General features: G+C 32.4%; 20 protein-coding genes and 1 other annotated feature. Of the genes, 17 read left to right on the forward strand and 3 right to left on the reverse strand.

Going from position 1 to position 23,463, the window contains the following annotated elements:
• The first annotated feature begins 48 nt into the window (after positions 1-48).
• The 17 genes from CIW83_RS06120 (at position 49) to CIW83_RS06200 (ending at position 19,784) form a co-directional block, all read left to right on the forward strand.
• Positions 49-567, forward strand: a complete 519-nt coding sequence (locus CIW83_RS06120) for an AAA family ATPase (protein WP_094899966.1) — start codon at positions 49-51, stop codon at positions 565-567.
• Positions 568-812: 245 nt separating this feature from the next.
• Positions 813-1,069: a binding site (T-box leader), on the forward strand.
• Between the two features lie 64 nt (positions 1,070-1,133).
• Entirely contained in the window at positions 1,134-3,485 is a 2,352-nt protein-coding gene (locus CIW83_RS06125; RefSeq protein WP_094899967.1) for a valine--tRNA ligase, read from the forward strand.
• A gap of 485 nt (positions 3,486-3,970) precedes the next feature.
• The gene (locus CIW83_RS06130) at positions 3,971-5,506 is read left to right on the forward strand and encodes an ABC-F family ATP-binding cassette domain-containing protein (protein ID WP_094899968.1); all 1,536 of its coding nucleotides are present in this window, start codon (positions 3,971-3,973) and stop codon (positions 5,504-5,506) included.
• A 10-nt stretch (positions 5,507-5,516) separates the two neighbouring features.
• On the forward strand, positions 5,517-6,725 hold the full coding sequence (locus tag CIW83_RS06135) for an MFS transporter (RefSeq protein ID WP_094899969.1): 1,209 nt from the start codon (positions 5,517-5,519) through the stop codon (positions 6,723-6,725).
• A 61-nt stretch (positions 6,726-6,786) separates the two neighbouring features.
• On the forward strand, positions 6,787-7,737 hold the full coding sequence (locus CIW83_RS06140; protein WP_094899970.1) for an aminoglycoside phosphotransferase family protein: 951 nt from the start codon (positions 6,787-6,789) through the stop codon (positions 7,735-7,737).
• Positions 7,738-8,100: 363 nt separating this feature from the next.
• Complete coding sequence (locus CIW83_RS06145; protein WP_094899971.1) at positions 8,101-9,465, forward strand: S41 family peptidase; 1,365 nt, start codon at positions 8,101-8,103, stop codon at positions 9,463-9,465.
• 244 nt (positions 9,466-9,709) lie between these two features.
• The gene (locus tag CIW83_RS06150) at positions 9,710-10,150 is read left to right on the forward strand and encodes a GNAT family N-acetyltransferase (RefSeq protein WP_158220033.1); all 441 of its coding nucleotides are present in this window, start codon (positions 9,710-9,712) and stop codon (positions 10,148-10,150) included.
• 34 nt (positions 10,151-10,184) lie between these two features.
• Positions 10,185-10,733: a GNAT family N-acetyltransferase gene (locus CIW83_RS06155; protein WP_094899973.1), complete on the forward strand. Its 549-nt coding sequence runs from the start codon at positions 10,185-10,187 to the stop codon at positions 10,731-10,733.
• A gap of 278 nt (positions 10,734-11,011) precedes the next feature.
• A complete protein-coding gene (locus CIW83_RS06160; protein ID WP_094899974.1) occupies positions 11,012-12,181 on the forward strand; it encodes a GGDEF domain-containing protein in 1,170 nt (389 codons plus the stop codon).
• 171 nt (positions 12,182-12,352) lie between these two features.
• Positions 12,353-12,748, forward strand: coding sequence for a helix-turn-helix transcriptional regulator (locus CIW83_RS06165; RefSeq protein WP_094899975.1), 396 nt, complete (start codon positions 12,353-12,355; stop codon positions 12,746-12,748).
• 24 nt (positions 12,749-12,772) lie between these two features.
• On the forward strand, positions 12,773-13,648 hold the full coding sequence (locus CIW83_RS06170; protein WP_094899976.1) for a methionyl aminopeptidase: 876 nt from the start codon (positions 12,773-12,775) through the stop codon (positions 13,646-13,648).
• A gap of 345 nt (positions 13,649-13,993) precedes the next feature.
• A complete protein-coding gene (locus CIW83_RS06175) occupies positions 13,994-14,650 on the forward strand; it encodes a biosynthetic peptidoglycan transglycosylase (RefSeq protein WP_094899977.1) in 657 nt (218 codons plus the stop codon).
• A gap of 205 nt (positions 14,651-14,855) precedes the next feature.
• Positions 14,856-15,587 (forward strand): ABC transporter ATP-binding protein, encoded by a 732-nt coding sequence (locus tag CIW83_RS06180; RefSeq protein ID WP_094899978.1) that lies wholly within the window; start codon positions 14,856-14,858, stop codon positions 15,585-15,587.
• A complete protein-coding gene (locus CIW83_RS06185) occupies positions 15,574-16,317 on the forward strand; it encodes an ABC transporter permease (protein ID WP_094899979.1) in 744 nt (247 codons plus the stop codon). The genes CIW83_RS06180 and CIW83_RS06185 overlap by 14 nt, the downstream gene beginning before the upstream one ends.
• Before the next feature lie 414 nt (positions 16,318-16,731).
• Positions 16,732-17,493, forward strand: coding sequence for a UvrD-helicase domain-containing protein (locus CIW83_RS24255; RefSeq protein ID WP_094899980.1), 762 nt, complete (start codon positions 16,732-16,734; stop codon positions 17,491-17,493).
• Between the two features lie 26 nt (positions 17,494-17,519).
• On the forward strand, positions 17,520-19,028 hold the full coding sequence (locus CIW83_RS06195) for a 3'-5' exonuclease (protein ID WP_094899981.1): 1,509 nt from the start codon (positions 17,520-17,522) through the stop codon (positions 19,026-19,028).
• Between the two features lie 168 nt (positions 19,029-19,196).
• Positions 19,197-19,784: a DUF3841 domain-containing protein gene (locus CIW83_RS06200; protein WP_094899982.1), complete on the forward strand. Its 588-nt coding sequence runs from the start codon at positions 19,197-19,199 to the stop codon at positions 19,782-19,784.
• Between the two features lie 194 nt (positions 19,785-19,978).
• Here the strand turns inward: CIW83_RS06200 and CIW83_RS24260 are convergent, their stop codons facing one another.
• The 3 genes from CIW83_RS24260 to CIW83_RS06210 are packed head-to-tail and all read right to left on the reverse strand — an operon-like array spanning position 19,979 to position 23,449.
• The gene (locus CIW83_RS24260; protein ID WP_255374291.1) at positions 19,979-21,274 is read right to left on the reverse strand and encodes an ABC transporter ATP-binding protein; all 1,296 of its coding nucleotides are present in this window, start codon (positions 21,272-21,274) and stop codon (positions 19,979-19,981) included.
• On the reverse strand, positions 21,171-21,716 hold the full coding sequence (locus CIW83_RS23625; protein WP_255374283.1) for an ABC transporter transmembrane domain-containing protein: 546 nt from the start codon (positions 21,714-21,716) through the stop codon (positions 21,171-21,173). Before CIW83_RS23625 ends, CIW83_RS24260 begins: the two co-directional genes overlap by 104 nt.
• Positions 21,713-23,449: an ABC transporter ATP-binding protein gene (locus CIW83_RS06210; protein ID WP_094899983.1), complete on the reverse strand. Its 1,737-nt coding sequence runs from the start codon at positions 23,447-23,449 to the stop codon at positions 21,713-21,715. The genes CIW83_RS23625 and CIW83_RS06210 overlap by 4 nt, the downstream gene beginning before the upstream one ends.
• Positions 23,450-23,463 lie beyond the last annotated feature (14 nt).

The raw sequence follows: 23,463 nt of genomic DNA on the forward strand, positions 1-23,463 counted from the left end.
TATAAAATAAAACATATAGACAGAAGTTTATCAATTAGGAGGTATACTATGTTGAAAAAATCGATATACTTAATCACTGGCGTTATGGCATCTGGAAAATCAACAGTTGCGGAACTACTTGCCTCGAAGATGGAAAAGGGAGTGCATCTGCGAGGTGATGTATTTCGAACAATGATTGTATCAGGACGTGCTGAGATGTCAGAACAGCCGTCTGATGAGGCAATACGACAGTTGCATCTACGTTATCGTCTAGCAGCAGATGCTGCAAAAACCTATTATGATAATGGATTTTCCGTTATTTTGCAGGACAACTACTATGGTGAAGAGATCTCTCGGATATTGGATATGTTGAAACATTACCCCGTTCATGTAATAATACTCTGTCCTAATGTAGAGACAGTAAAAAAGCGTGAAAAGATGAGAGGAAAGGTCGGATATACTGGATTTACAGTAGAGGCTCTATATGCAGATTTCATGGAAACGACTCCAAGGATCGGCTTTTGGCTAGATACATCGGAACAGTCTCCAGAACAATCAGTTGAGGACATTTTGTTACACTTTAGGTAGTTATAGAACTCAATAGGTATGCCATTATTTTCCCTAACTCACGTGAAATGCTACGTACTATTGTTTAGGGAAAATAAATAAAAATATTTTATTAATAGCTTATATTAAGTGATTTTCATTAAGTATATTATAAATTTATTGCTGGATATATTGATACCAGTTCAATTCTAAATTTTTGAAAAATAGAAACATAAATGTTGACTTTTTGAGTATAATAAAATATCATAATATAAACGAACACGAACAAAATGGCGTTGATGAGGAGGAGTACATACTCACCTGAAGCAGAGCGAGAAGATGGTTGGTGAAAATCTTCGTGAAGGAAGTATGGAAGTAGCCTTTGAGCTGTGAACTGAAAAGATATAATCTTAGTAGGCTTCAACGGAAATTTCCACCGTTAAAAGGAAAGCAGTATCGGATTATGTATTCCCGTACTGTCAGAGTGCAGATAGTTTTATCTGAATTTAGGTGGTACCACGGACGCATACGATTCGCCCTAAGCAAATGTAAAAAAGCTTAAGGCGGATTTTTTGTTTTGTGTTCGTAAAAATTAAGGAGGTATTACCATGAAGAAAAACTATGAATTTAAGCAAGTAGAAAAGGAAATGCAAAACTTTTGGAGAGAAAACACTATCTACAATTTTGACCAAGAAAGTCAAAATGAAATCTATTCTATTGATACTCCACCGCCAACTGTTAGTGGTAGTTTACACATTGGACATATATTCTCCTATACACAGGCAGAAATGATAGCCCGTTTTAAACGCATGCAAGGCTATAATGTTTTTTATCCTTTTGGTTTTGATGACAACGGTCTGCCAACGGAAAGGCTTGTTGAAAAAGAGGAAAGTATTATTGCAAAAAACCTTCCAAGAAGCGAATTTATTAAAAGGTGTGCTACAGTCTCTGAAAAATACGAAAAAGAATTTAAAGATTTATGGCAATCTTTGGGGTTCTCAGTTGACTGGTCGCTTCAATACGAAACCATTAATCCTATGGTTCAGCGAATATCGCAAAAATCCTTTATCAAACTTTTAAAATATGGAAAGGCGTATATGAAAGAGTCACCAGTTTTATGGTGTACTGAATGTCAGACTTCAATAGCCCAAGCAGAGTTAGAGACTATCGAAAAAGATACTACCTTTAATTACCTCAAATTTAAGGTAGGTGAAGAAAGTTTATTAGTAGCTACAACCAGACCTGAATTACTATATGGATGCGTTTGTCTATTTGTAAATCCAGAAGATGATAAGTATAAAAAATATATTGGCAAAAATGCCACTGTCCCTTTATATGATTATAAAATCCCTATATTAACAGATAACAAAGTTGATATGGATAAGGGAACGGGTGTAGTTATGTGTGCGACCTTTGGTGATAGTACTGATGTAGAGTGGTATGAAACTTATAAACTGCCTTACCGAAAGGTTATTTTATCTGATGGCACAATAGATGAAAGTGTTCCATTAATCGGAGGTTTAAAAGTCTTAATAGCTCGAAAACAGATTGTTGGCTTACTTTTAGAAAATGGATTTATTTTAGAGTCAAAAAATATCACGCATACTGTTGCTGTACACGAACGCTGTGGGAAGGAAGTTGAAATTCTACCGTCAAAACAGTGGTATATTGATATTCTCACTAATAAAGATCAATTTTTAAAGGCTGCCGATGAAATTAATTGGTACCCTGAATATATGAAAAACAGATACGTATTATGGGTTGAAAATCTTAAGTGGGACTGGTGTATATCTCGTCAGCGTTACTTTGGTGTTCCTTTCCCAATATGGTATTGTAAAAATTGTGGTAATGTTATAATTGCAGATGAGGAGATGCTACCTATAAATCCTCTTGAAACGAACCCAGATAAGTCCTGCTCTTGTGGTGCTAATGAATTTATACCTGAGAGTTCTGTATTTGATACATGGGCTACTTCATCAGTTACTCCGCAGATAAATGCAAAATGGGGTGAGGAGAATGATATTTCAAATAGAATTTTACCAATGAGTTTAAGAACACAGGCTCATGAAATTATACGTACATGGGCATTTTATACTATAGTTAAAAGTCTTTATCATACGAACCAAATTCCTTGGAAGGATATAATGGTTTCTGGTTTTGTTCTTGCAAAAAAAGGTGAGAAAATAAGTAAATCAAAGGGGAACTCTCAGTTAGAACCAAAATTGCTTATTGAAAACCATTCTGCTGATGTTATAAGATATTGGGCTGCCAATTCTAAACTTGGAACAGACACATTTTTTTCAATTGATGAATTAAGTATAGCTAAAAGGTTTATCACAAAGTTATGGAATGCATCTAAGTTTTCAATATCTCATTTACAGGACATTAATCTCAATGCTGATGTAGATTTAAAGCCTGTAGATAGATGGATAATTGAGAGATGTAAACAAACTACTGTTAATGCAAGAAAGCTTCTTGACCAGTATGAAATAGGACCAGCTCGCCATCAAATTGATGATTTTTTCTGGAAGGATTTATGTGATTATTATCTTGAAATTGTTAAAGAACGCTTATATCAACCCGAAATACATGGACATAAAGAGCGTCAATCGGCACAATATGCCCTATATTATTGCATGCTAAATATATTGAAGTTATACGCTATTTACGTTCCACATATCACCGAATATATTTATCAAGAATTTTTTAGACAGAAAGAGAATAGTATTTCTTTACACAAATTGTATTGGGAAACTGAAGAATTTATTGATGATGAGATTATTCTTTTCGGAGAGAAATTAAAGGAAATTATTGCTGAAACAAGAAAGTATAAGTCTGAAAATGCTCTATCAATGAAAACAGAAATAGAAGAGGTTATAATTGCTACAGATGATAAATTTATGGAATTATTTAAACAAACTATAGGTGATATAAAAGCTTGTTGCCGAGCAAAAAAATAAAAATAATCCAAGATATTTAATTAAACTATAAAAAAGACTGCCATAAGATTTTAGATTATTTTATTTATTATTTACAACCTCAAGTAAATGTGATATTATGGAGGAGCTTATATGTAGTAAATTTGGGGGTCATTATGGTGAATCGTATTATTATAGATAAAATGACAAGAGAAATCTGCTCTGTACAATTGAATTCGATGAAGCATTGTACCGAGCTTAAACTGAAAGCATAAAGCTTTCCATTCATCGGTAAATAGGTTGTTTTAAGCGTATTTTGTTACGCTTTATTTTCGTACCTATTTTCCGAGTAATTATGATTAATTTATTAGGCCGTGGACAATGTTTTGTCTGCGGCCTTTTGTGTGAGCTCAAACTAAATTTTGAGCGGTAGTGTACGTTAATAATACGGTACTATTAGGAAGCAGAAGGTTGTGTGTTTATGCACAAGACCTTCTGCTTTTTTTTATTAGAAAGGAGTTTTAGACATGAGCTTATTAAAAATTAAAAATTTGTCTCATATTTATGGAGACAAGATCTTATACAAAGATGAATCACTTGTATTGTTCAAGGGAGAACACATGGGCATTGTAGGGTGTAATGGTACAGGAAAAAGCACCTTAATTGGAATGTTATCAGGAGAAATTATCCCCGATAGAGGGCGTATTGTTTGGCAACCAAATATAAAACTTGGGCATCTTGACCAACATGCAGTTGTTCTGGGAGAATATACAGTTGCAGAGTACTTGAAAACAGCATTTCAAAATTTATATATTTTGGAAGAAAGAATGAACAAGCTGTACGAAAAATATGCTTCTACTAGTAATGAAAAAGATTTATTACAAGCAGCAGAGTGTCAAACCATTTTGGAAACTCGAGAATTCTATCTTATAGAGTCACGAATAGAAAAGGTAATGAATGGACTTGGGTTATCTGCCATTGGTGGGGATAGACTGCTTTCAAAGTTAAGTGGGGGTCAACGAGCAAAAGTAATTCTTGCGAAGTTACTGCTGGAAGAACCAGATGTTTTATTACTTGATGAACCTACGAATTTTTTGGATAAGGAGCATGTGCTGTGGCTTTCAGAATATCTATCTGTGTTTCCAAATGCCTTTGCCGTAGTTTCACACGACTATGATTTTCTTGAAAAGATTTCGAGTTGTATTTGTGACATTGACGGAGGAATAATCAGAAAATATACGGGAAAGTATTCTGATTTTCTAAAACAAAAAGAACACTTAAGAGAGGAACATATTCGCAGATACCATGCTCAACAGCAGCAGATTAAAAAGACTGAGGAATTTATCCGCAAAAATATCGCAGGTGTAAACAGTAAAAACGCCAAGGGAAGACGGAAACAACTTGAACGTATGGAACGAATAGCTCCACCTTCTGTTACAATTTCAAAGCCTGATTTCTGCTTCTTAGAAAGTCCTAGTTCAGCCCATGAAGTTCTAAAAGTAAAAAATCTTGAGGTGGGTTATTACTATTCTCTTCTTCCACCTCTAAGTTTTATTATAAATGGTGGTCAAAAAATCGTGATTACAGGTTTTAATGGAATCGGAAAATCTACCTTGCTTAAAACTTTAACTGGATGTATTGAAAAAATATCAGGTGAGTTTATGTTTGACAGTTCTGTGAGACTTGGGTATTATGAGCAGGATATTATATGGGAAAATCCTTCACTTACACCCATTGAGATAATTACTAAATATTACCCGTCTTTAAACATCAAAGAAGTACGCCGCCAGCTTTCACGATGTGGCATAAGCAATGATCATGCAATACAGGCAGTATCAACATTAAGTGGGGGTGAACAGGCAAAAGTGAAGTTATGTAAGCTAATACTATCTCCTTGCAACTTTTTAGTTCTTGATGAACCGATAAATCATCTGGACTTTGTTGCTAAAGAGGCACTTCAAAATAGTTTAAAGGATTTTGGCGGCACTGTATTAATAGTGTGTCATGAAGAAACATTTTACCGTTCATGGGCAGATAGGGTAATAAATATAGAAATAACATAGGGGTGTTACGATGAAAAACAATAATCAAAATCAATGGAAAAATAAAATAATACGTTTTTTAACCGCTCAGACAGTTTCTCTTTTGGGTTCTTCTCTGGTTCAGTATGCGATTGTTTGGTATATTACTTTATCAACCTCTTCAGGTGTAATGCTTACAATATCTACTATCTGTGGATTTGCTCCTCAAATTATTATTTCTTTTTTTGCAGGAGTATGGATAGATAGATATAGCCGTAAAAAATTGATAATGCTATTAGACGGTATTATAGCTGTTGCTACTTTAATTTTGGCAATACTATTTTTAACTGGATATAAAAATATTTGGGTTTTGTTTGCTGTTCTTCTAGTACGCTCTACGGGTACTGGAATACAAACACCTGCTGTAAATGCATTGATTCCACAAATTGTTCCAAAAGAGCATTTAATGAAAATTAATGGGATTAATAGTACTATTATGTCACTGATAATGTTTTTGTCACCAGCACTTAGTGGGGCTATTTTATCTGTATACTCGCTGGAAACTATTTTGTTTATTGACGTAATAACAGCAATTATCGGTATTAGTATCACCTCTAATATTGTAGTGCCAACTTATAACAGAGATAATATAGGTAAGTCAAGCTTGTACGAAATTAAGATGGGCTTTGTTTACTTAAGAGAAAATCCATTTGTGAAGCGATTGCTGCTTTTTCAAATTATGGTACTATTCTTAATAAGTCCATCTGCTTTTTTAACCCCCCTTATGGTAAGCAGGACATTTGGAACAGAAGTATGGCGTTTAACACTTGGTGAAATGACATATAGTGCTGGTATGACTCTTGGCGGAATCATAATTGCAGCGTGGGGTGGATTTAAAAACAGGATGGATACCACTATTTTAGCAGGTGCGGCTTATGGGTTGCTTATGGTTGCAATGGGATTAGCTACAATATTTCCGCTTTATCTTGTATTTAATTTGCTAATAGGAGTGACTGCACCTTGTTATAATTCGCCTATTATAGTTATGATACAGGAAAAAGTAGAATCATCCATGCATGGTAGGGTGTTCAGCTTTATGCAAATTGCAACCTCATGTGCATTACCGATTGGTATGGTATTATTTGGACCTATTGCTGATAAGGTAAGGATACAAAGTTTGTTAATAGTAGCAGGCAGCCTTGTAGTGGTTTGTGCTATTTCTGTGCTGTTCTTTAATAGAAGGACAGCAAAGGATTTTTAGAAGATGTAGTGTTAATAATATTTATAAACTTAACCAATATTAAATTATTTTAGGAGGAACAATGAACAATACAATTAATTTGATAAAAGAACAATATGGAATTGAATGTGTAACAATTACACAGCAGATTGGTGGATGGTCTGCATTAGCATATAAATTAAGTGATGGTTTCAAAAATTATTTTCTTAAAGTATATGAAAAAAATAGAGCTTCTACGCCAAAACTTACAGCTCTCATTGACACATATATCCCAATAACCCTGTGGTTAAATAAAAATACTGAACTTAGGGGAAAACTTCCTGTACCAATATTGACAAAAGATGGAGAAGCAAAATGTGAAGATAAATATGGAATATATTTACTTTATGAATATATAGACGGTGAAACCATTGGCAGTAAAGGGTTAACAATTGAACAGACAGTTCAACTTGCAGATATAGTAGCAACGCTTCATTCGTACGGTAAAGAAGTACCTGTTTCAACAAATGCAATTCGAGAGGAGTATTATTTACCATTCCTATGTCAAATGCAGAAAATATTTAGCGAATCACATTTCTATATTCCATATGATGTAAAAGCTTTGATAGGAAAATATAAGCAATCAGTATTGAAAATGATAGAAAAAGTTCGAAGTTTATCTAAAGTCTTGCAGTTCAGTAAACCTAAGATGGTATTATGTCATACGGATATTCATCCATGGAATCTCATACAAACCAGCCAGGGATTGATCCTCATAGATTGGGAGGGACTAAAGTTGGCCCCTCCTGAAGCAGATCTAGCACTTTTATCAGAGGAACCTTATTATGAGGAATTTATTAGAAGTTATAGAAAAAATATCGATATTGTAATTCATACAGATATAATGCAATTTTATAAGATGAGACGCAACCTAGAGGATATCTGGGAGTTCATTGAGCAACTTTTATACGATAAGCAGGAAAATGAAGAAAGGATAAAAACCTTAAAATACCTTGAAGGAGAATTATTCAGTATAGATAAAAATTTCTTATGAGAGAGAAACTAAATATATAGGAGATAATAATGTATAAATATTAATAGAGAAATACGGTGGAATAATTACTTTAGAAGGGATAAGTAATGAACTTAACAGACTAATGATTCTTATTATACCATCTAAGAAAAAAGAGTTTATATCATGAGGCTTGTATTGATTGTATACAAGCTCATGATATTACTTTTGTTTATGGTATTGTGTTAATAAAAAAAGAATAGGTTAAAATAGTAGGATGAGGTAGAAGGAGAAATAAGATACAAGAATAAGTATATAGGTGAAAATATTATATATAAAGCATTTATTAGTGGCTATAATGTTTTGGTAGGAGTATATTGAAGTATTAGAAAAAGGAGAGGGAGTATGAAAAGAAGAATAGGAATTGTTGTAATGTCAATGATTTCTCTTTGTATTGCAGGAGTATTTATTTTTCAGCAGATAAATAAAGGGACTCGCCCCAACATCAATGTTTCTAAGCGTGAAATTTGGAAATCTGAAGTTTATGACTATATAATAGAAACTGATCGTGAGCATGTTATTATTTATAACCATACTAAGGATAGTTTGTTGCCTTTTGCATACGGACGAATGGAAAAGGATGGCACAATTTATGCTGATAAACTTCATGGAAATCCATTGCTTAACATTATACTATGGAAGAGCATGCCTTTTGGCAAATTTCAGAATGGCGCTCTAAAAGACGATATGGGGTATGTAAAACATTTTTCAAAAATAGAAGAACTACCGAGAGTTAAGAATAATTCTTTTACAAAGAATCCAGTTCAAAATTTTGAAGTATTCTGGCAGATTTTTGACGAGAATTATAGTCTGTTTGGATTGACGAATTTTGATTGGAAACAGATATATGACGAATATAAGTCTAAAGTAACACAAAATACTTCCCAAGACGAATTGCGGCAAATATTTAAAGAAATGATCCTGAAGCTAGATGATAGACACATTCAGGTTATTACTGGTATTAGTAGTATAAGCTCAAAAGTGGAGAATAACCAACGGCAAAAACTATATTTAGATAATCATGAGGAAATGCAAAAAAACATACGCGGATATATTACAGGAGGACTAAAAAGTAAACTAAATGGTCGGATTCAATATGGGAAGATGGAAGAAGGTTTTGGTTATATTTTGCTGAATTCTTTTGATTTGTTTGACAAGAAGGAAATTGACAGGGCTCTTGATGAAGTAGTGGAAGAGTTTGAGGGAAATAGTGGGATGATTATTGATTTACGTTTTAATAGGAAGGGATCAGATGCGTTCGCTTTAGCTACTGCCAGTCGATTTACCAACGAGAAAAAATTAGTATTTTCGAAGCGTGTAAGAAGCGGAAGTTATTATGAATTTTTTGAGGCGCCTCCTATCTATATTGAACCTGATGTAAGTCGAATTAGAACAAATAAAATTGTAGTTATGACAAGTCAGGTAACTGCAGGTGCTGGAGAAATTGCTAGAATGGCATTTGGTGAGATAGAACATGTTACAGTTATAGGTGAAAGAACTAATGGAACTCATTCAGATATGTTGATAAATATTTTACCAAATGAATGGATTGTTACCCTTAGTGCCGAACAATATATTGCAGCAGATGGTAACATGTACGAAAAAATCGGCTTTAAACCAGATGAAGAAGTGCTTATTAGCGAAGAGGATATTAAAGAGGGCAAAGATACCGTATTAGAGGAGGCAATAGAAATATTGAAACAAAGATGAGATATCTAAAATAGTAGATTAAGGAATCAAGGGTATTATTAACAAAAAAATATACCTCATTATACAAATATGAACTAAAAAGGAAAGAGCAAATATAAATTGAAAAATAATAAAAAATTGTTATATATGATGTAATATTTAATTATAACGATTCTCTATTGTCATCCCACTTGTTTATGTTATATTATAATAATATCCAGTGATGTTAAGGTACACAATTTATTGAAAATATTGAGGTGTTATGATGAAAGATAATATTTTAGTTTTAGAAGCTAAAGAATCAAATTATGAAGAATTACGAGAGATATTCTTTACTGTTCGTCGAAATACTTTTCATTGGATAGAACCAGAAACGTTAAAATTATCTGATTTTGATGAAAGTACAAAGGATGAATTAATATTAGTTGCATCAATAGGAAATAAAATTGCTGGATTTATATCAATTTGGGTACCAGATAAATTTATTCATAATCTATTTATATTAGAAGACTTTCAAGGTAAAGGTATTGGGACAGTTCTTGTTAATGAGGCCATAAAAATGGTAGGATTACCATTAACCTTAAAATGCGTAAAATCAAATATTAATGCTTTAAATTATTATAAATCCCACAATTGGAAAATTGAGAAGGAAGAAATGGGGAGTGAAGGATTATATTATTTAATGAAATATAGTAATCAATCATAAAGGAATATATTATATAGTTGAAGGGGAGAAAAAGATGAGCACAAGTTTATTTCATTCATTGGAAGGTAAAAATGTCTGCTTTAAATCATTAAGTATAAATGATGTTAAAGAGATACATAGTTATGCGTCAGATGAGGAGGTTTCACGCTTTATCGGCTGGAACTTAATGAATACTTTGGATGAAACTCATGAACATATTGAAATAATGTTAAAACGTGAGTCAGCAGGTACTCATCTATATGCTTCCATTGTTCTAAAATCAACTCAGGAAATTATAGGAACTGCCATGATTTTCAATTTTGATCAAAACGCGAATCATGCTGAAATTGGTTATGTCTTTCATAAAGAATACTGGGGTAAAGGTTATGGCACAGAGAGCGTTGCTTTAATAAGTGATTTCGCATTTGAAGCACTTAATCTTCATAAGATTCATGCAAGTGTAGTGGATGTAAATATTGGCTCTGCTCGCATACTTGAAAAGAATGGATATGAATTAGAAGGACGATTAAAAGACCACTATTTTATAGAAGATAAATATTATGATGCATTGCTTTTCGGCAAAATTGAAACTAAACAAAATTGATTTTCAAAAGACCTATGATTTTTTAAAAACTCTGCCAGAGCTGTAAAACAGATTTAAAATACAGAAAGGTTTAAGGCGAGGGATAATAAATTTATATCCAGACTATGATAATAGAAGGGATATTTGTTATGTTCAAATGAAAATACGATTATATCAATTGGAATTGGGTATTTATAGTGATAAAATGCCACGAAATCAAATGCAAAAATGGAATGATTTATTGATAAAGTCTTTTTCACGTGACATTTCAAAATCAAGTTGAATGGTGTGAGTAATAAATGAATCTAAATATTGACATAGAAACCATTATAATAGTCCTTATTTTAGGTCATCTTTTTTCTGGAATATTAGGTATTGCTTATATGATACAACGCAAAAAAGATATAACTACATATACATTTCTATTTTCTCGGCTATTTGAAACAGTTGCATGGATTCTGATTGGTCTAAGAAATATAATAAATAACTTTATTTCTATATCAATAGGTAATTCATTTCTAATTATTGGGACAACTTTACAAATAATCGCTTTTCTAATTATTAAAAATTGTTACACTAGTATAGTAAAAAAATTCTATGGGATTTCTACTATAGTTTCTATTTGTATCTTTAATCTTGTAGCTCTATTTTATAATATTGAGAGTGCAAGAGTTTCTGCCATATCTATAATCGTATCTATATTATGGTTCTTTCCAATATATGTATTATTAACAGATAAAAACTCTTCAGTATTACAGCGAGTTATTGCTGTTATTTATGCTGTAGAAATAGTTTTGCTTATTTTTAGAGCTTATATAGGAATAAAATTAGGTGAATTGATGAATTTGATGTCTCATAACATATACAATGTCTTGTTTTTTATTTGTTTATATCTAATAATGCTAATGGGGAATGTTGGCTTTATTCTTCTCGCAAAAGAAAAATCTGATTTTGATTTAATAAAGGCAGCTACTTATGATGAACTTACAAATATCTTTAATCGTGGAACATTTCTATTACATGCAAAAGAGAGCATTTCACTATTTTCAAGAAGAAAGGAGCCTGTATCATTTCTTCTTATTGATTTGGATAATTTTAAAAGGATTAATGATGTTCATGGTCATTTTGCAGGAGACATGGTACTTAAAGATTTTGCAGCTATTATAGAAGGGCAATTACGAAATTATGACTTGTTCGGAAGATTTGGCGGTGAAGAGTTTACTATATTGCTTCCAGGAACTAATGAAAAAGAAGCTTTGGAGGCTGCAGAAAGATTGAGAAAGAGTACGGAAGATACTTCTGTTAATATCAGCGTAAATAGTATCATAAAATACACTATAAGTATAGGGATAGTAACAACCATCCCAGATGAAAACACTTCTATAGAGACACTATATAAATTAAGTGATGATGCTTTGTATATGGCGAAGAAGAATGGCAGAAATCGGATAGAAATTATTAAAGCATAAAAATAAAGATAACAAATACTAATTCAAATATTGTCACCTGATTTAGCATCAGGTGTTTTTTTACTCCAAGAACATTAATATCATATTAATCCTATTAGTATTGCAAGTCATATCAAGTTTTTATTAGTAATGGATGATATAATAATACTATGAGGGAAGGAGGGATAATAGTTGTCTTTAAAAACGATAGAAATTATGGTTGATTGGATTGAAGATAATATAACAGAAAATCCAACTCTGGTTGAAATGTCCAATTATGTTGGGTATTCCCCATTTTATTGTTCAGCAAAGTTTCATGAAAATGTTGGAATTACATTTAAGCAATATGTATCTAAACGAAAATTGAGTCTTGCTGCAATAGAAATTAGAGATACGGAGTCTAGGTTTTTAGACATAGCATTAAAATATGGTTTTTCTTCTCAAGAAGCCTTTACAAGAGCTTTTGTTGACGCTTTTGGATGTACTCCTTCTCGATATAGGAAGCGATTAACTGCTATTCAAATATATATGAAGCCGAATGTATTTCTGATGCCAGAAGAAGAATTTCTTGGTACTTTAAAAGATTGAATTAGTAGATAGAAGGAGGGTAAAATGTTTAAAAAAATAGGAAGAAATGATTTATGTTGGTGTGGGAGTCATAGAAAATATAAGAATTGTCATGGTGAATTTGATAATAAGATTGAATTGTATAAGCTGCAAGGTCATTTAGTACCTTCAAGAAAAATGATTAAGACACAGGATCAAATTTCAGGAATACGTGAAAGTGGTAAAATCAATATAGCAGTTTTAGATACCATAGAAAAATATATTAAAGAAGGTATAACCACTGACGATATCGATAAACTCGTCTATCAAAAAAACAAAGAACTAGGAGGAATCCCTGCGCAACTTGGATATCAGGGATTTACAAAAAGCGTATGTACTTCTATTAATGAACAAGTTTGTCATGGAATACCATCAAAAAATGTAGTATTGTGTGATGGGGATATTATCAATGTAGATGTTTCAACGATTTATAAAGGATACTTTTCGGATTCATCAAGGATGTTCTGTATTGGTAATGTGGATGAAAAAAAGAAAAAACTGGTTCATGTAGCACGGGAATGCATAGATTTAGGATTAAAGCAAGTAAGACCTTGGGGGTTTCTTGGGGATATGGGTCAAGTAGTTCATGAACACGCTATTAAAAATGGATACTCTGTTGTGAAAGACTTTGGGGGACATGGGATCGGCATAGGTTTTCATGAAGATCCTTGGATAAGTTATGTTTCAAAGAAAAATACTGAAATGTTAATGGTACCGGGCATGATATTTACAATAGAGCCTATGATCAATATGGGTACAGACGAAATATTTTTGGATAGGGAGAATGGCTGGACTGCTTATACAGTAGATGGCAAGCCATCGGCACAATGGGAAGTGATGGTACTAGTGACAGATGATGGCTATGAGGTATTGGCATATTAAATTAGCTGTAGAAATAAGAATTTATTAATTAAATTACATTGATAAAGCAATGAGCCTAGGTAGGTTATTACTTACCTAGGTTTTTTATGTATAAATATATAGTGTTAAGAAAGTCTATATTTTACTAATGAAGAATGCAATGTTTGGGATACTCTCAAAGAATAATATATATCCAGATGGGGCGAGAAGTATATTATTCTATGGTGAAGATGTCTTTAAAAAGATTAAGAATTTATCACTTTCATATTCTTACAAAATTGTTAGGAGATTGTAAGGTAAATGTATGGCAAATCTATGGTTGATATACTATAATTAATTGATAGAATGCGAAAGGAGCAAATAAAAATGAAAAAGAAGATAATTACTTTCATTACATGTATTTTTCTTATTGGTATTTTTGTACTAGGTATATTTACAGCTCCGACTATTATTACTGGATATAAAATGTATCAATCTGTTATAAATGATATAAGTCTTGAAAATGCAATTAATCAAGTTAGGGATGATGAAAATTATATAAAACTTGATAAAATCTCAGATGAGTATTTACAGCTTGTTTTAAAGTCGGAGGATAAGCGATTTTATCGTCACTTCGGTATTGATTTTCTCGCAATAGGGAGAGCTATGTATAATAATATAAAGGCTCACTCCTTAGTGCAAGGAGGAAGCACAATAACTCAACAACTTGCGAAAAATTTATATTTTTCTTTTGAAAAAAAATACGAACGCAAGATTGCAGAGACTTTTGTAGCAATTGACCTTGAAAAGATGTTAACAAAAGATGAGATACTGGAATTATACTGTAATATTGTCTATTTTGGTGAGGGATGCTATGGGATTAAAGAAGCAGCTAATTATTATTACGGAGTAGAGCCTAGTGACCTATCAACTGAGCAGGCATATGCTTTGGTATATACATTAAAAAGTCCAAATAATTATAATCCAAATGTCTATAAGCCAATAGCTGTTTATAAATTTTTATCTTATCAAAATGCTATCTAGAACAATGATATTAATAATAGAATTTACTGTAAGTTGGAAAAGTATATCCATATAACTTAATCTATTGCTTAATACTGATGCAAATTATATTTGAAGTTGATTAAAAGTTATTCAAGAATAAATTAATATGAAGGTTACAGTTTAACACCAGACTTATTTCTGGTGTTATTCTTTTTATATACTAAGAAAAAGGAGGTTTATAAATATGGAAACAATTAGAATCGATGCTTTGTGCAAATCATACGGAAATACACAGGCTGTAAATAACCTTAGCATATCAGTTGAGCGGGGAGAAGTATTTGGATTGCTTGGTGCAAATGGAGCTGGGAAAAGTACTACAATTGAATGTGTTTTAGGGACAAAAAAGTTTAGCAATGGGTCGATCTCAATTTTAGGAATGAATCCGCAAACAGAGAGAAAGGAATTATTTGAACGAGTTGGAGTCCAATTTCAAGAATCAAATTATCAAGACAAAATAACGGTAGCAGAACTTTGTGAGGTTACACAAGCTCTTTATAAGCATCCATCAGATTATGTAGCATTGCTAAAACAATTTGGACTTTCTGATAAGTTCAAAAGCCAAGTAAATGAGCTTTCAGGAGGACAAAAACAACGCTTATTTATTATACTTGCTTTAATTCCTAATCCGGACGTTGTTTTCCTAGATGAATTAACAACAGGATTAGATGCCAGAGCAAGAAGGGAGGTATGGAAATGCCTTTCAGATTTGAAAAAGAGAGGGCTTACTATCTTTTTAACCTCCCATTTTATGGATGAGATAGAAGCATTGTGTGATAAAATTTGTATTCTTAAAAAAGGAACCAGCATTTTTTATGGAACTGTACAAGAAGCGATTTCAAAGAGTCCATTTGAAAAATTTGAAGAAGCTTATCTATGGTATACAGATGAGGAGGAATGTAATAATGAAAATATTTAAAACAATGTTAAAAACTGAGTTGAAATTATCCCTACGAGGAATGGATATGTTTATTTTTGCAATTTGTATGCCTATAGTGGTAACAATTATTTTAGGTATTATATACGGAAATAAGCCGGCTTTTGATGGTGCAGGATACACATTTTTAGAACAATCTTTTGGAGCTGTTGCTACGATTGCAATATGTGCAGGAGGTGTGATGGGTTTACCCTTAGTTGTGTCTGACTATCGCCATAAGAAGATTTTAAAGAGATTTAAGGTAACGCCTATAAATCCCGCTATGATTTTAGCAGTACAAGTGGTAATTTATGTACTTTACTCTATTGCTTCACTTATACTTGTTTATGCTGCAGCAGCAATTTTCTTTGGTTTTCGATTTAATGGTTCATGGCCTCAGTTTATAGGTTCTTACTTTTTGGTAATGATATCCATGTTTAGTATAGGTATGATGGTAGGTGGTATTGCTCCAAATATAAAGATAGCAAGCATTATTGCAAGTGTATTATATTTTCCTATGTTAATTTTTTCAGGAGCAACTTTGCCTTATGAAGTTATGCCAATAGCACTTCAAAAAATTGCAGATATTTTACCTCTAACGCAAGGAATAAAACTTATAAAAGCGGTTTCACTTGGTTTGACGATAGAAAGCGTAACAATGCCTATTATTGTCATGATTGCTCTTTCAATAATATGTACTGGTGTGGCTCTTCGATTCTTCAAATGGGAATAATAGAAGGAGCTTTATGATGCGTGATATTACTATTATAAGAGAAGTAAAAGGAAATAATTTAAAAAGTATTTCAATTAAAATTCCAAAGAATAAAGTTATTAGCAAAAAGTGAAAGTTAAAAACATAGATTGGTTTACATAATATGGAAAAAAGGTCATTTCTCTAGAGAAAATGACCTTTTTTTCTTTCTTCATTATATTATAGCCTACAAACACCAAAGATGCAAGAAATAATTTGAAATATTACGAATTATAGAGATTATATGATATAATACTCTTCTCATATAATAGGGCCATGTATTTATTAGTATCATGGACTTTATTTTTTTCTGTATATTATATAGAATTAATGTACTGTCATTTCACCGCTTAAACGTTTTTTTATTTATAATTTTATATTGGAGGTGTAAGTCTTATGCAGGCTCAAAAACATCCAGCATTTAATGCGGAAGATAGATATCTAAAGGATACTTGCAAATGTATAGACAGCGAGATAGATTATCTTGCAAATGAAGTAGAAAAAATGGATGAAGAATTGTTAAAACTTAAGAGAGCTGTAGGTGGTAATTATAGCGATGATGTTATTGTAAAAGCTACAATTCATGAAGCGAATAAGAGAAAGCTTAATCAGCTTAGAAGAGCTGAAGATAAACCGTATTTTGGAAGGATCGACTTCAAAGAACTTGGGAAAAGTGGATACGAAACCTTTTATGTAGGAAAAACAAGTTTAACCAAGAAAGATGATAACAAAATGCTTATTATTGACTGGAGAGCTCCTATGGCAAGTTTATACTATAGTGGTGAAATAGGAGAGGTAATGTATAAAGCACCTGGAGGATTAATAATAGGAGATTTGGAGCTTAAAAGGCAATATGAAATACAGAAAAAGGAACTAATTAATATTTTTGATAAAGGACTTACTCCTATGGATGAGTATCTTCAAACAGCATTATGGGAAAAGAAGGATAATAGACTTAAGGATATTGTCAATACCATACAAAGTGAACAAAATGACATCATAAGGGCAGATAAAGGAAAGGTTCTGATAGTCCAAGGAGTAGCAGGAAGCGGAAAGACTACGATTGTTTTACATAGGATAGCATATCTTATGTATACCTATCAGGAGATATTCGATGCTGAAAAGTTGCTTATTATAGTACCAACAATCTTTTTCTAAACTATATTTCCGATGTATTACCAGATTTGGGAGTTGAAGAAATAAAGCAATCTACATTTGAAGATATTGTAATGTCTTTATTAGATACAGAGTATAAGTTGGCAGATATTGAAACTAAGTTTTATAAGCTGCTAGATTATCAGAATCTATCAGCAGAATACAGAAAAAATTTACAGTTAAGTTCGTTTTTTAAAGGCTCTATGATATTAAAAAATATAATCGATAAATATGTTATTGATTTATCTTCGAGTTTAGTCCCTAAAATTGACCTTAAAATCAATGGCATTATTATATATTCATATGATGAAGTTCTAAAAATGTATGAAGAAGATTATAAATACCTTCCTATTGTACCACGTTCAAAGAGAATACAAAAATACATCGAATCAAATATTTCAGATAGAGTTAAGACTATTCAGGAGAAAGTTACCAGAAAATGTGATAAGAAAATAAAAGAGCTAAAGGATTCTGTAGAAGATATAGAGACTATTAGAGATAAGATTATACGGGTATATGACAAGAGGGATATGATTAATAAAAATCTGGAGGATTCCATGTATAAAGCCATAAAACGATATTTTGATCAATGGGAAGACCTTGATATCCTAACACTATATAAAGGTCTAATATCAGATTGTGAGAAATTGGAGAAATATAGTAATGGAGAGCTCGATAAAGGAAATATTACATTTATAAGTGACTATTCTAAGAAAATATTTGATAATGAAATGCTGGAGAGAGAGGATTTAGCTGCGCTGTTATATCTTCATTTAAAGCTTGAAGGACTATCTTTAAAAGGAAAGTATAATCACATAATAGTGGATGAGGCACAGGACTATAGTGAGCTTCAAATGTATATATTAAGGCAGCTTAGTAGTAATGATTCTTTTACAATAGTGGGTGACATTTCACAAGGAATACATTCATATAAAGGTATAGGAAATTGGAAAGAGTTAATGGATAATGTATTTACAGGTTCTGATAAGGAATTACTAAGCTTAAAAAAGTGTTATCGTTCTACAATGGAGATAATGAACTTTGCTAATCAAGTTATAAAAAAATGGAGAAAAGAAGAAATAACTCTTGCAGAGCCTGTATTAAGATCGGGAGATAAGCCCCTAATTATAAAAAAGAATAATGATAATGAGATCATTAATGATATAGCTTTAAGGATAAATGAAGTTAAAGAAGAAGGTCATAAGTCAATTGCTGTAATATGTAAGACTACCGAGGAGAGTACAAAAGTATGCCAAGCATTGAAGAATGTTATGGATGATAATATACATTTAATTACTGATAAAGATACTTCCTATGGAGGTGGAGTAGTAGTAATTCCAACATATTTATCAAAGGGGTTAGAATTTGATGCTGTTATAATATTTAATTGCTCAAATGATAATTATATTGATGATGAACTTCATATAAAACTGCTATATGTTTCAATAACAAGACCTTTGCATAAGCTTTTTATATATTATAAAGATAAACCATCAATATTATTAGATATTGATGGTGACTACTTTGATATTTTATAAAGGTCTGGATATTTACAATAGCATATTATGTCTGATGACATTTTAAGATAGATTATAGATGATATATGATAATTTAAGTGATGATAGCTTAGAATTAAGATAAGAAATAGGAAAATCAACCCGAAATTGAGAGTGTTGAAGGGATTGAAAAATAGGGAGATTTTAAATATGAAAATATGGACAATACAATCAATTGATATCTGGGAGAAGCTAAAAGAAGAAAAGATTGTAACATGTGATGAAAAATTGGCATCCTATTTAAAAGATGAAGATTATTCATTTTTAGAGCAATATAATTGGATTAGAAACAAAATGATAAATAAAATTGGTGATAGCTCTTATAAATCTAATATATATCCTATATGGGGATGGTACATTTATAAAGGTCAACATAAGAAACCAGATTTAAGGCACTCTGCTCATGGGCCATCGGGAGAGCAAATAGCTTGTATTGAATTAGAGATTCCAGATAAGAAAGTCTTATTAAGCGACTTTGATTTATGGCATTATGTTCTGAATAATTGGTATATAGGAGATAGTGGAAATGAAGATGAACTAGATGCTGAATGGGAATGGTTGGATTCATTACCAAAAGAAGAAAGACAAGGTTTAATTGAAAAATCATGGGATAAAATATTTAATATAAAAGAATGTCTTAATAATGAAATTTACTCTTCAGGAGAATATATTCAAGGTACGTTTTGGGAATTAAGACTTGATGAAGTAAAAAAAGTACAAATATTTAAAGCGAGATAGTATAAGTATGTTTGATAATGTTTACTGTGACTCTCCAAGCTCTCCGCCGAGTATAGATGTAAAGCTATCTTATAGAACTATGATTGTTTATGAATATTGGCTGTTAAGCAAATGGTATTCATAAACCAAAACCTTAGGATTTCAATATTATATCCTAAGGTTTTTCTAGCAACTAGGTTAATAAAAGTAATAATTTATGCAGGAGTGAACTGACTGTTATAGAGTCTTTCATAATATCCGCCATTTTTTAATAACTGATTATGAGTTCCACTTTCCACTATATTCCCATTATCCATGACCAAAATCAGATCTGCTTCGCGTATTGTTGAAAGTCTATGAGCTATAACAAAGCTTGTTCTACCTTCAACCATTTTTAGAAATGCTTTTTGTATATGGATTTCCGTTCTGGTATCTATATTGCTTGTGGCTTCATCTAAAATAAGCATTGGCGGATCGACGAGCATTACCCGAGCAATGGTGAGGAGCTGCTTTTGTCCTTGAGATAAATTTCCACCAGCGTCAGAAATAAATGTGTTATAGCCATTAGGTAAAGATTTTATAAAGTTGTGAGCCTCGGCAGATTTAGATGCTGCAATAATTTCTTTATCTGTTGCATTTGGATTGCCATAAGAGATATTGTCTCGTATGGTACCTGAAAACAGCCATGTATCTTGAAGTACCATGCCAAAACTGGATCGTAAGCTGTCACGGGTGATGTTCCTAATATCAATACCATCAATGGATATAGACCCATTATCAATATCATAAAACCGCATAAGTAAGTTTACGAGAGTCGTCTTACCAGCACCGGTTTTACCCACTATGGCAATCCTGGTGCCAGATCTCACATTCAGGTTGAAATCTGTAATCAGAGGACGCTGGGGATTGTATGAAAAAGTCACATTATTAAAGTTTATTTTACCTTGACTGTGCTTAATATTAATAGCATCTTTAGCATCAGGTCTTTCTGACGGCATGTCAATAATATAGAATATACGCTGCGCTGACGCAATTGCAGACTGTATCTGGGTGAATATTCCAGTTATGTCATTAAAAGGCTTTGCAAATAGATTCGAGTAAATAAGGAAACTTGATATATTTCCAACTGTTATTTTTCCTAGGATGACCAAAGTACTGCCGATAACACCTATAGTAGAATAGGTAATATTGTTTATAAGACGAGTAGTAGGTCCAGATACGGAGCCATAAAACTGTGATTTTAGGCCAGAACTATGTAATGTATTGTTAATTTTCTTAAACTCTTTAAAAGAGCGGTCTTCATAATTAAAAGCCTTCACAACTTTTTGCCCGCTAATAATTTCTTCTACATAGTCATTTAATTTCCCCAAATTTCTCGCCTGGGCCTTAAACATTTGCTGTGAACGGTTAGCAATAAATCGTGCCATTAAAAAAGAAGCAGGAGCAGAAAAAAGCACTACTATTGTCATAATTGGGCTTATATACAGCATAAATCCTATTGCACCTAAAATGGTAACTACAGCCGTGAGCAATGTTGATATACCATGAAGCATTCCATCTGAGACTTGCATCTATATCATTTATAAAATGACTTATTGTATCGCCATGAGGGTGAGTATCATAGAATTTTAGAGGCAAGGTACTAATTTTGTCAAAAAGTTGATGGCGCATATCATTAACAGTTTGATATGATATCCAATTCGTTAGATAGGTCAAAAGCCACACAAATAGATTACCAATAGCATAGATTAATGCCAAAATGATTAAAGTTTTGAATAGTGACCTGAAATCTACAGCACCTATTCCAATCATATGGTCGATAGATTTACCTATTAGAATTGGGCCAATCAAGCTTGATGTCACACTTAAAATTGCAGCTATAAAGGACCCAAACACATGAGCTTTATATTTTTCAGTGTATTTTAAAATTCTTTTTAATATATCCTTGTTCATATAGAACCCTCCTTACTTGAAAGTTGTGATATACATATTTCTTTATATACTTCACAGTTATTTACAAGTTCTTTATGTGTGCCAAAGCCTACAATATGTCTGTTATCAAATACAATAATTTTATCAGCTTCCTTTATTGTGCTCACTCTTTGAGAAACAATTAGTACGGTCATATTCTGGCTTATTTGATTAATTGCTTGCCTTAGGGCTGCATCTGTAGCAAAGTCTAATGCACTTGCAGAATCATCAAGCATCAAAATATCAGGTTTTGAAACTACAGCACGAGCGATGGTCAAACGCTGTTTTTGACCGCCTGAAAAATTTAATCCACCACGTGATACCTGTGTGTTATATCCTTCTGGAAGCTTTGAAATAAATTCATCAGCCTGTGCAATTTTAGCTGCTGCTATAATCTCTTCATCTGTGGCATTTTGTTTTCCCCAGCGAATGTTTTCAGCTATGCTCCCTGTGAACAATACAGCATTTTGAGGCACAATACCAATTTTATTACGTAGCTCATGAAGCTTATAATCTTTAACATTTATTCCATCCACAAAAATATTACCTTTTGTCGTATCATAAAATCTAGGTATAAGGTTGATAAATGTAGATTTTCCTGATCCGGTACTGCCTATAAGTCCAATGGTCTCGCCACGATTAATAATTATTGAAATATCTTCAAGGACCATATCACCTGTAGTACTATAAGCAAAGGAAACGTTGCTGAATTGAATTGATGGAGCATTGTTATTAATAATGCTGCAAAAGTACTTTGCGTTGTCTGGAATAGATGCAGTAACTGCTAGAATCTCATTTATACGGTCGGCAGAAGCAGATGCCTTAGTAAATATAATTATAAGGTTGGATACTACTATAAGTGCAAGTAGTATTTGAGTAATGTAATTTACAAAGGCAATAATCTCTCCATGGGAAAGCCTTCCTGTGTTAACATGAAACCCGGAGATCCATAATATGCCTATAATGGTAGCGTTCATTACAAATGATGTCATAGGATTGAGCAATGAAGATATTTTACCAACGGCAATAGCGGAGTCAGTTAAATCATCATTAGCGGCACAGAAGCGTTGCTTCTCATTTTCAGTTCTGGCAAATGCACGGATTACTCTTACTCCAGAAAGATTTTCTTGTAATATTAGTGCAATTTTATCAAGCTTTTTTTGATATTTGCGGTAGAGAGGTGAGGATTTACTTATAACAAGGTACAATATAATTGTGAAAATAGGTGTGGTAACTAAAAAAATTAGTGATAACCTGAAGTCTAGTATCATGGCCATGACAATTGCACCTATACATATAAAAGGTGCACGTATGACTAGACGTATTAGCATGGCAACCGCAAGCTGAAGCTGATTTACATCATTTGTAATTCGATTTATTAGGGATGATGTACCAAAAGTATCTATTTCCGCATAAGAAAAAGAAGACATATGTTTAAAAAGAGTATTTCTTAAACCTGTACCAAAGCCCTGTGAGGCACGCGCCGCATAATATTGGCATATCATGGAGCTGCAAAATCCAAGTATTGCCATCAGAAGCATAAGTCCTCCCATTTTAAGTACATAATCTATATTGTGTTTATCAACGCCGTTGTTAATGATGAGCACCATAATTGTGGGCAGTAGCAACTCAAAGATCGCCTCTAGTAGCTTAAAAGCTGGACCAATTATGCATTCTTTTTTATATGGTCTTAAAAAAACTTTAAGCTTGAACAAATTTATCATCCTCC

This window comes from Tissierella sp. P1, assembly GCF_002266425.1.
Taxonomy (GTDB): Bacteria; Bacillota; Clostridia; order Tissierellales; family Tissierellaceae; genus Tissierella; species Tissierella carlieri.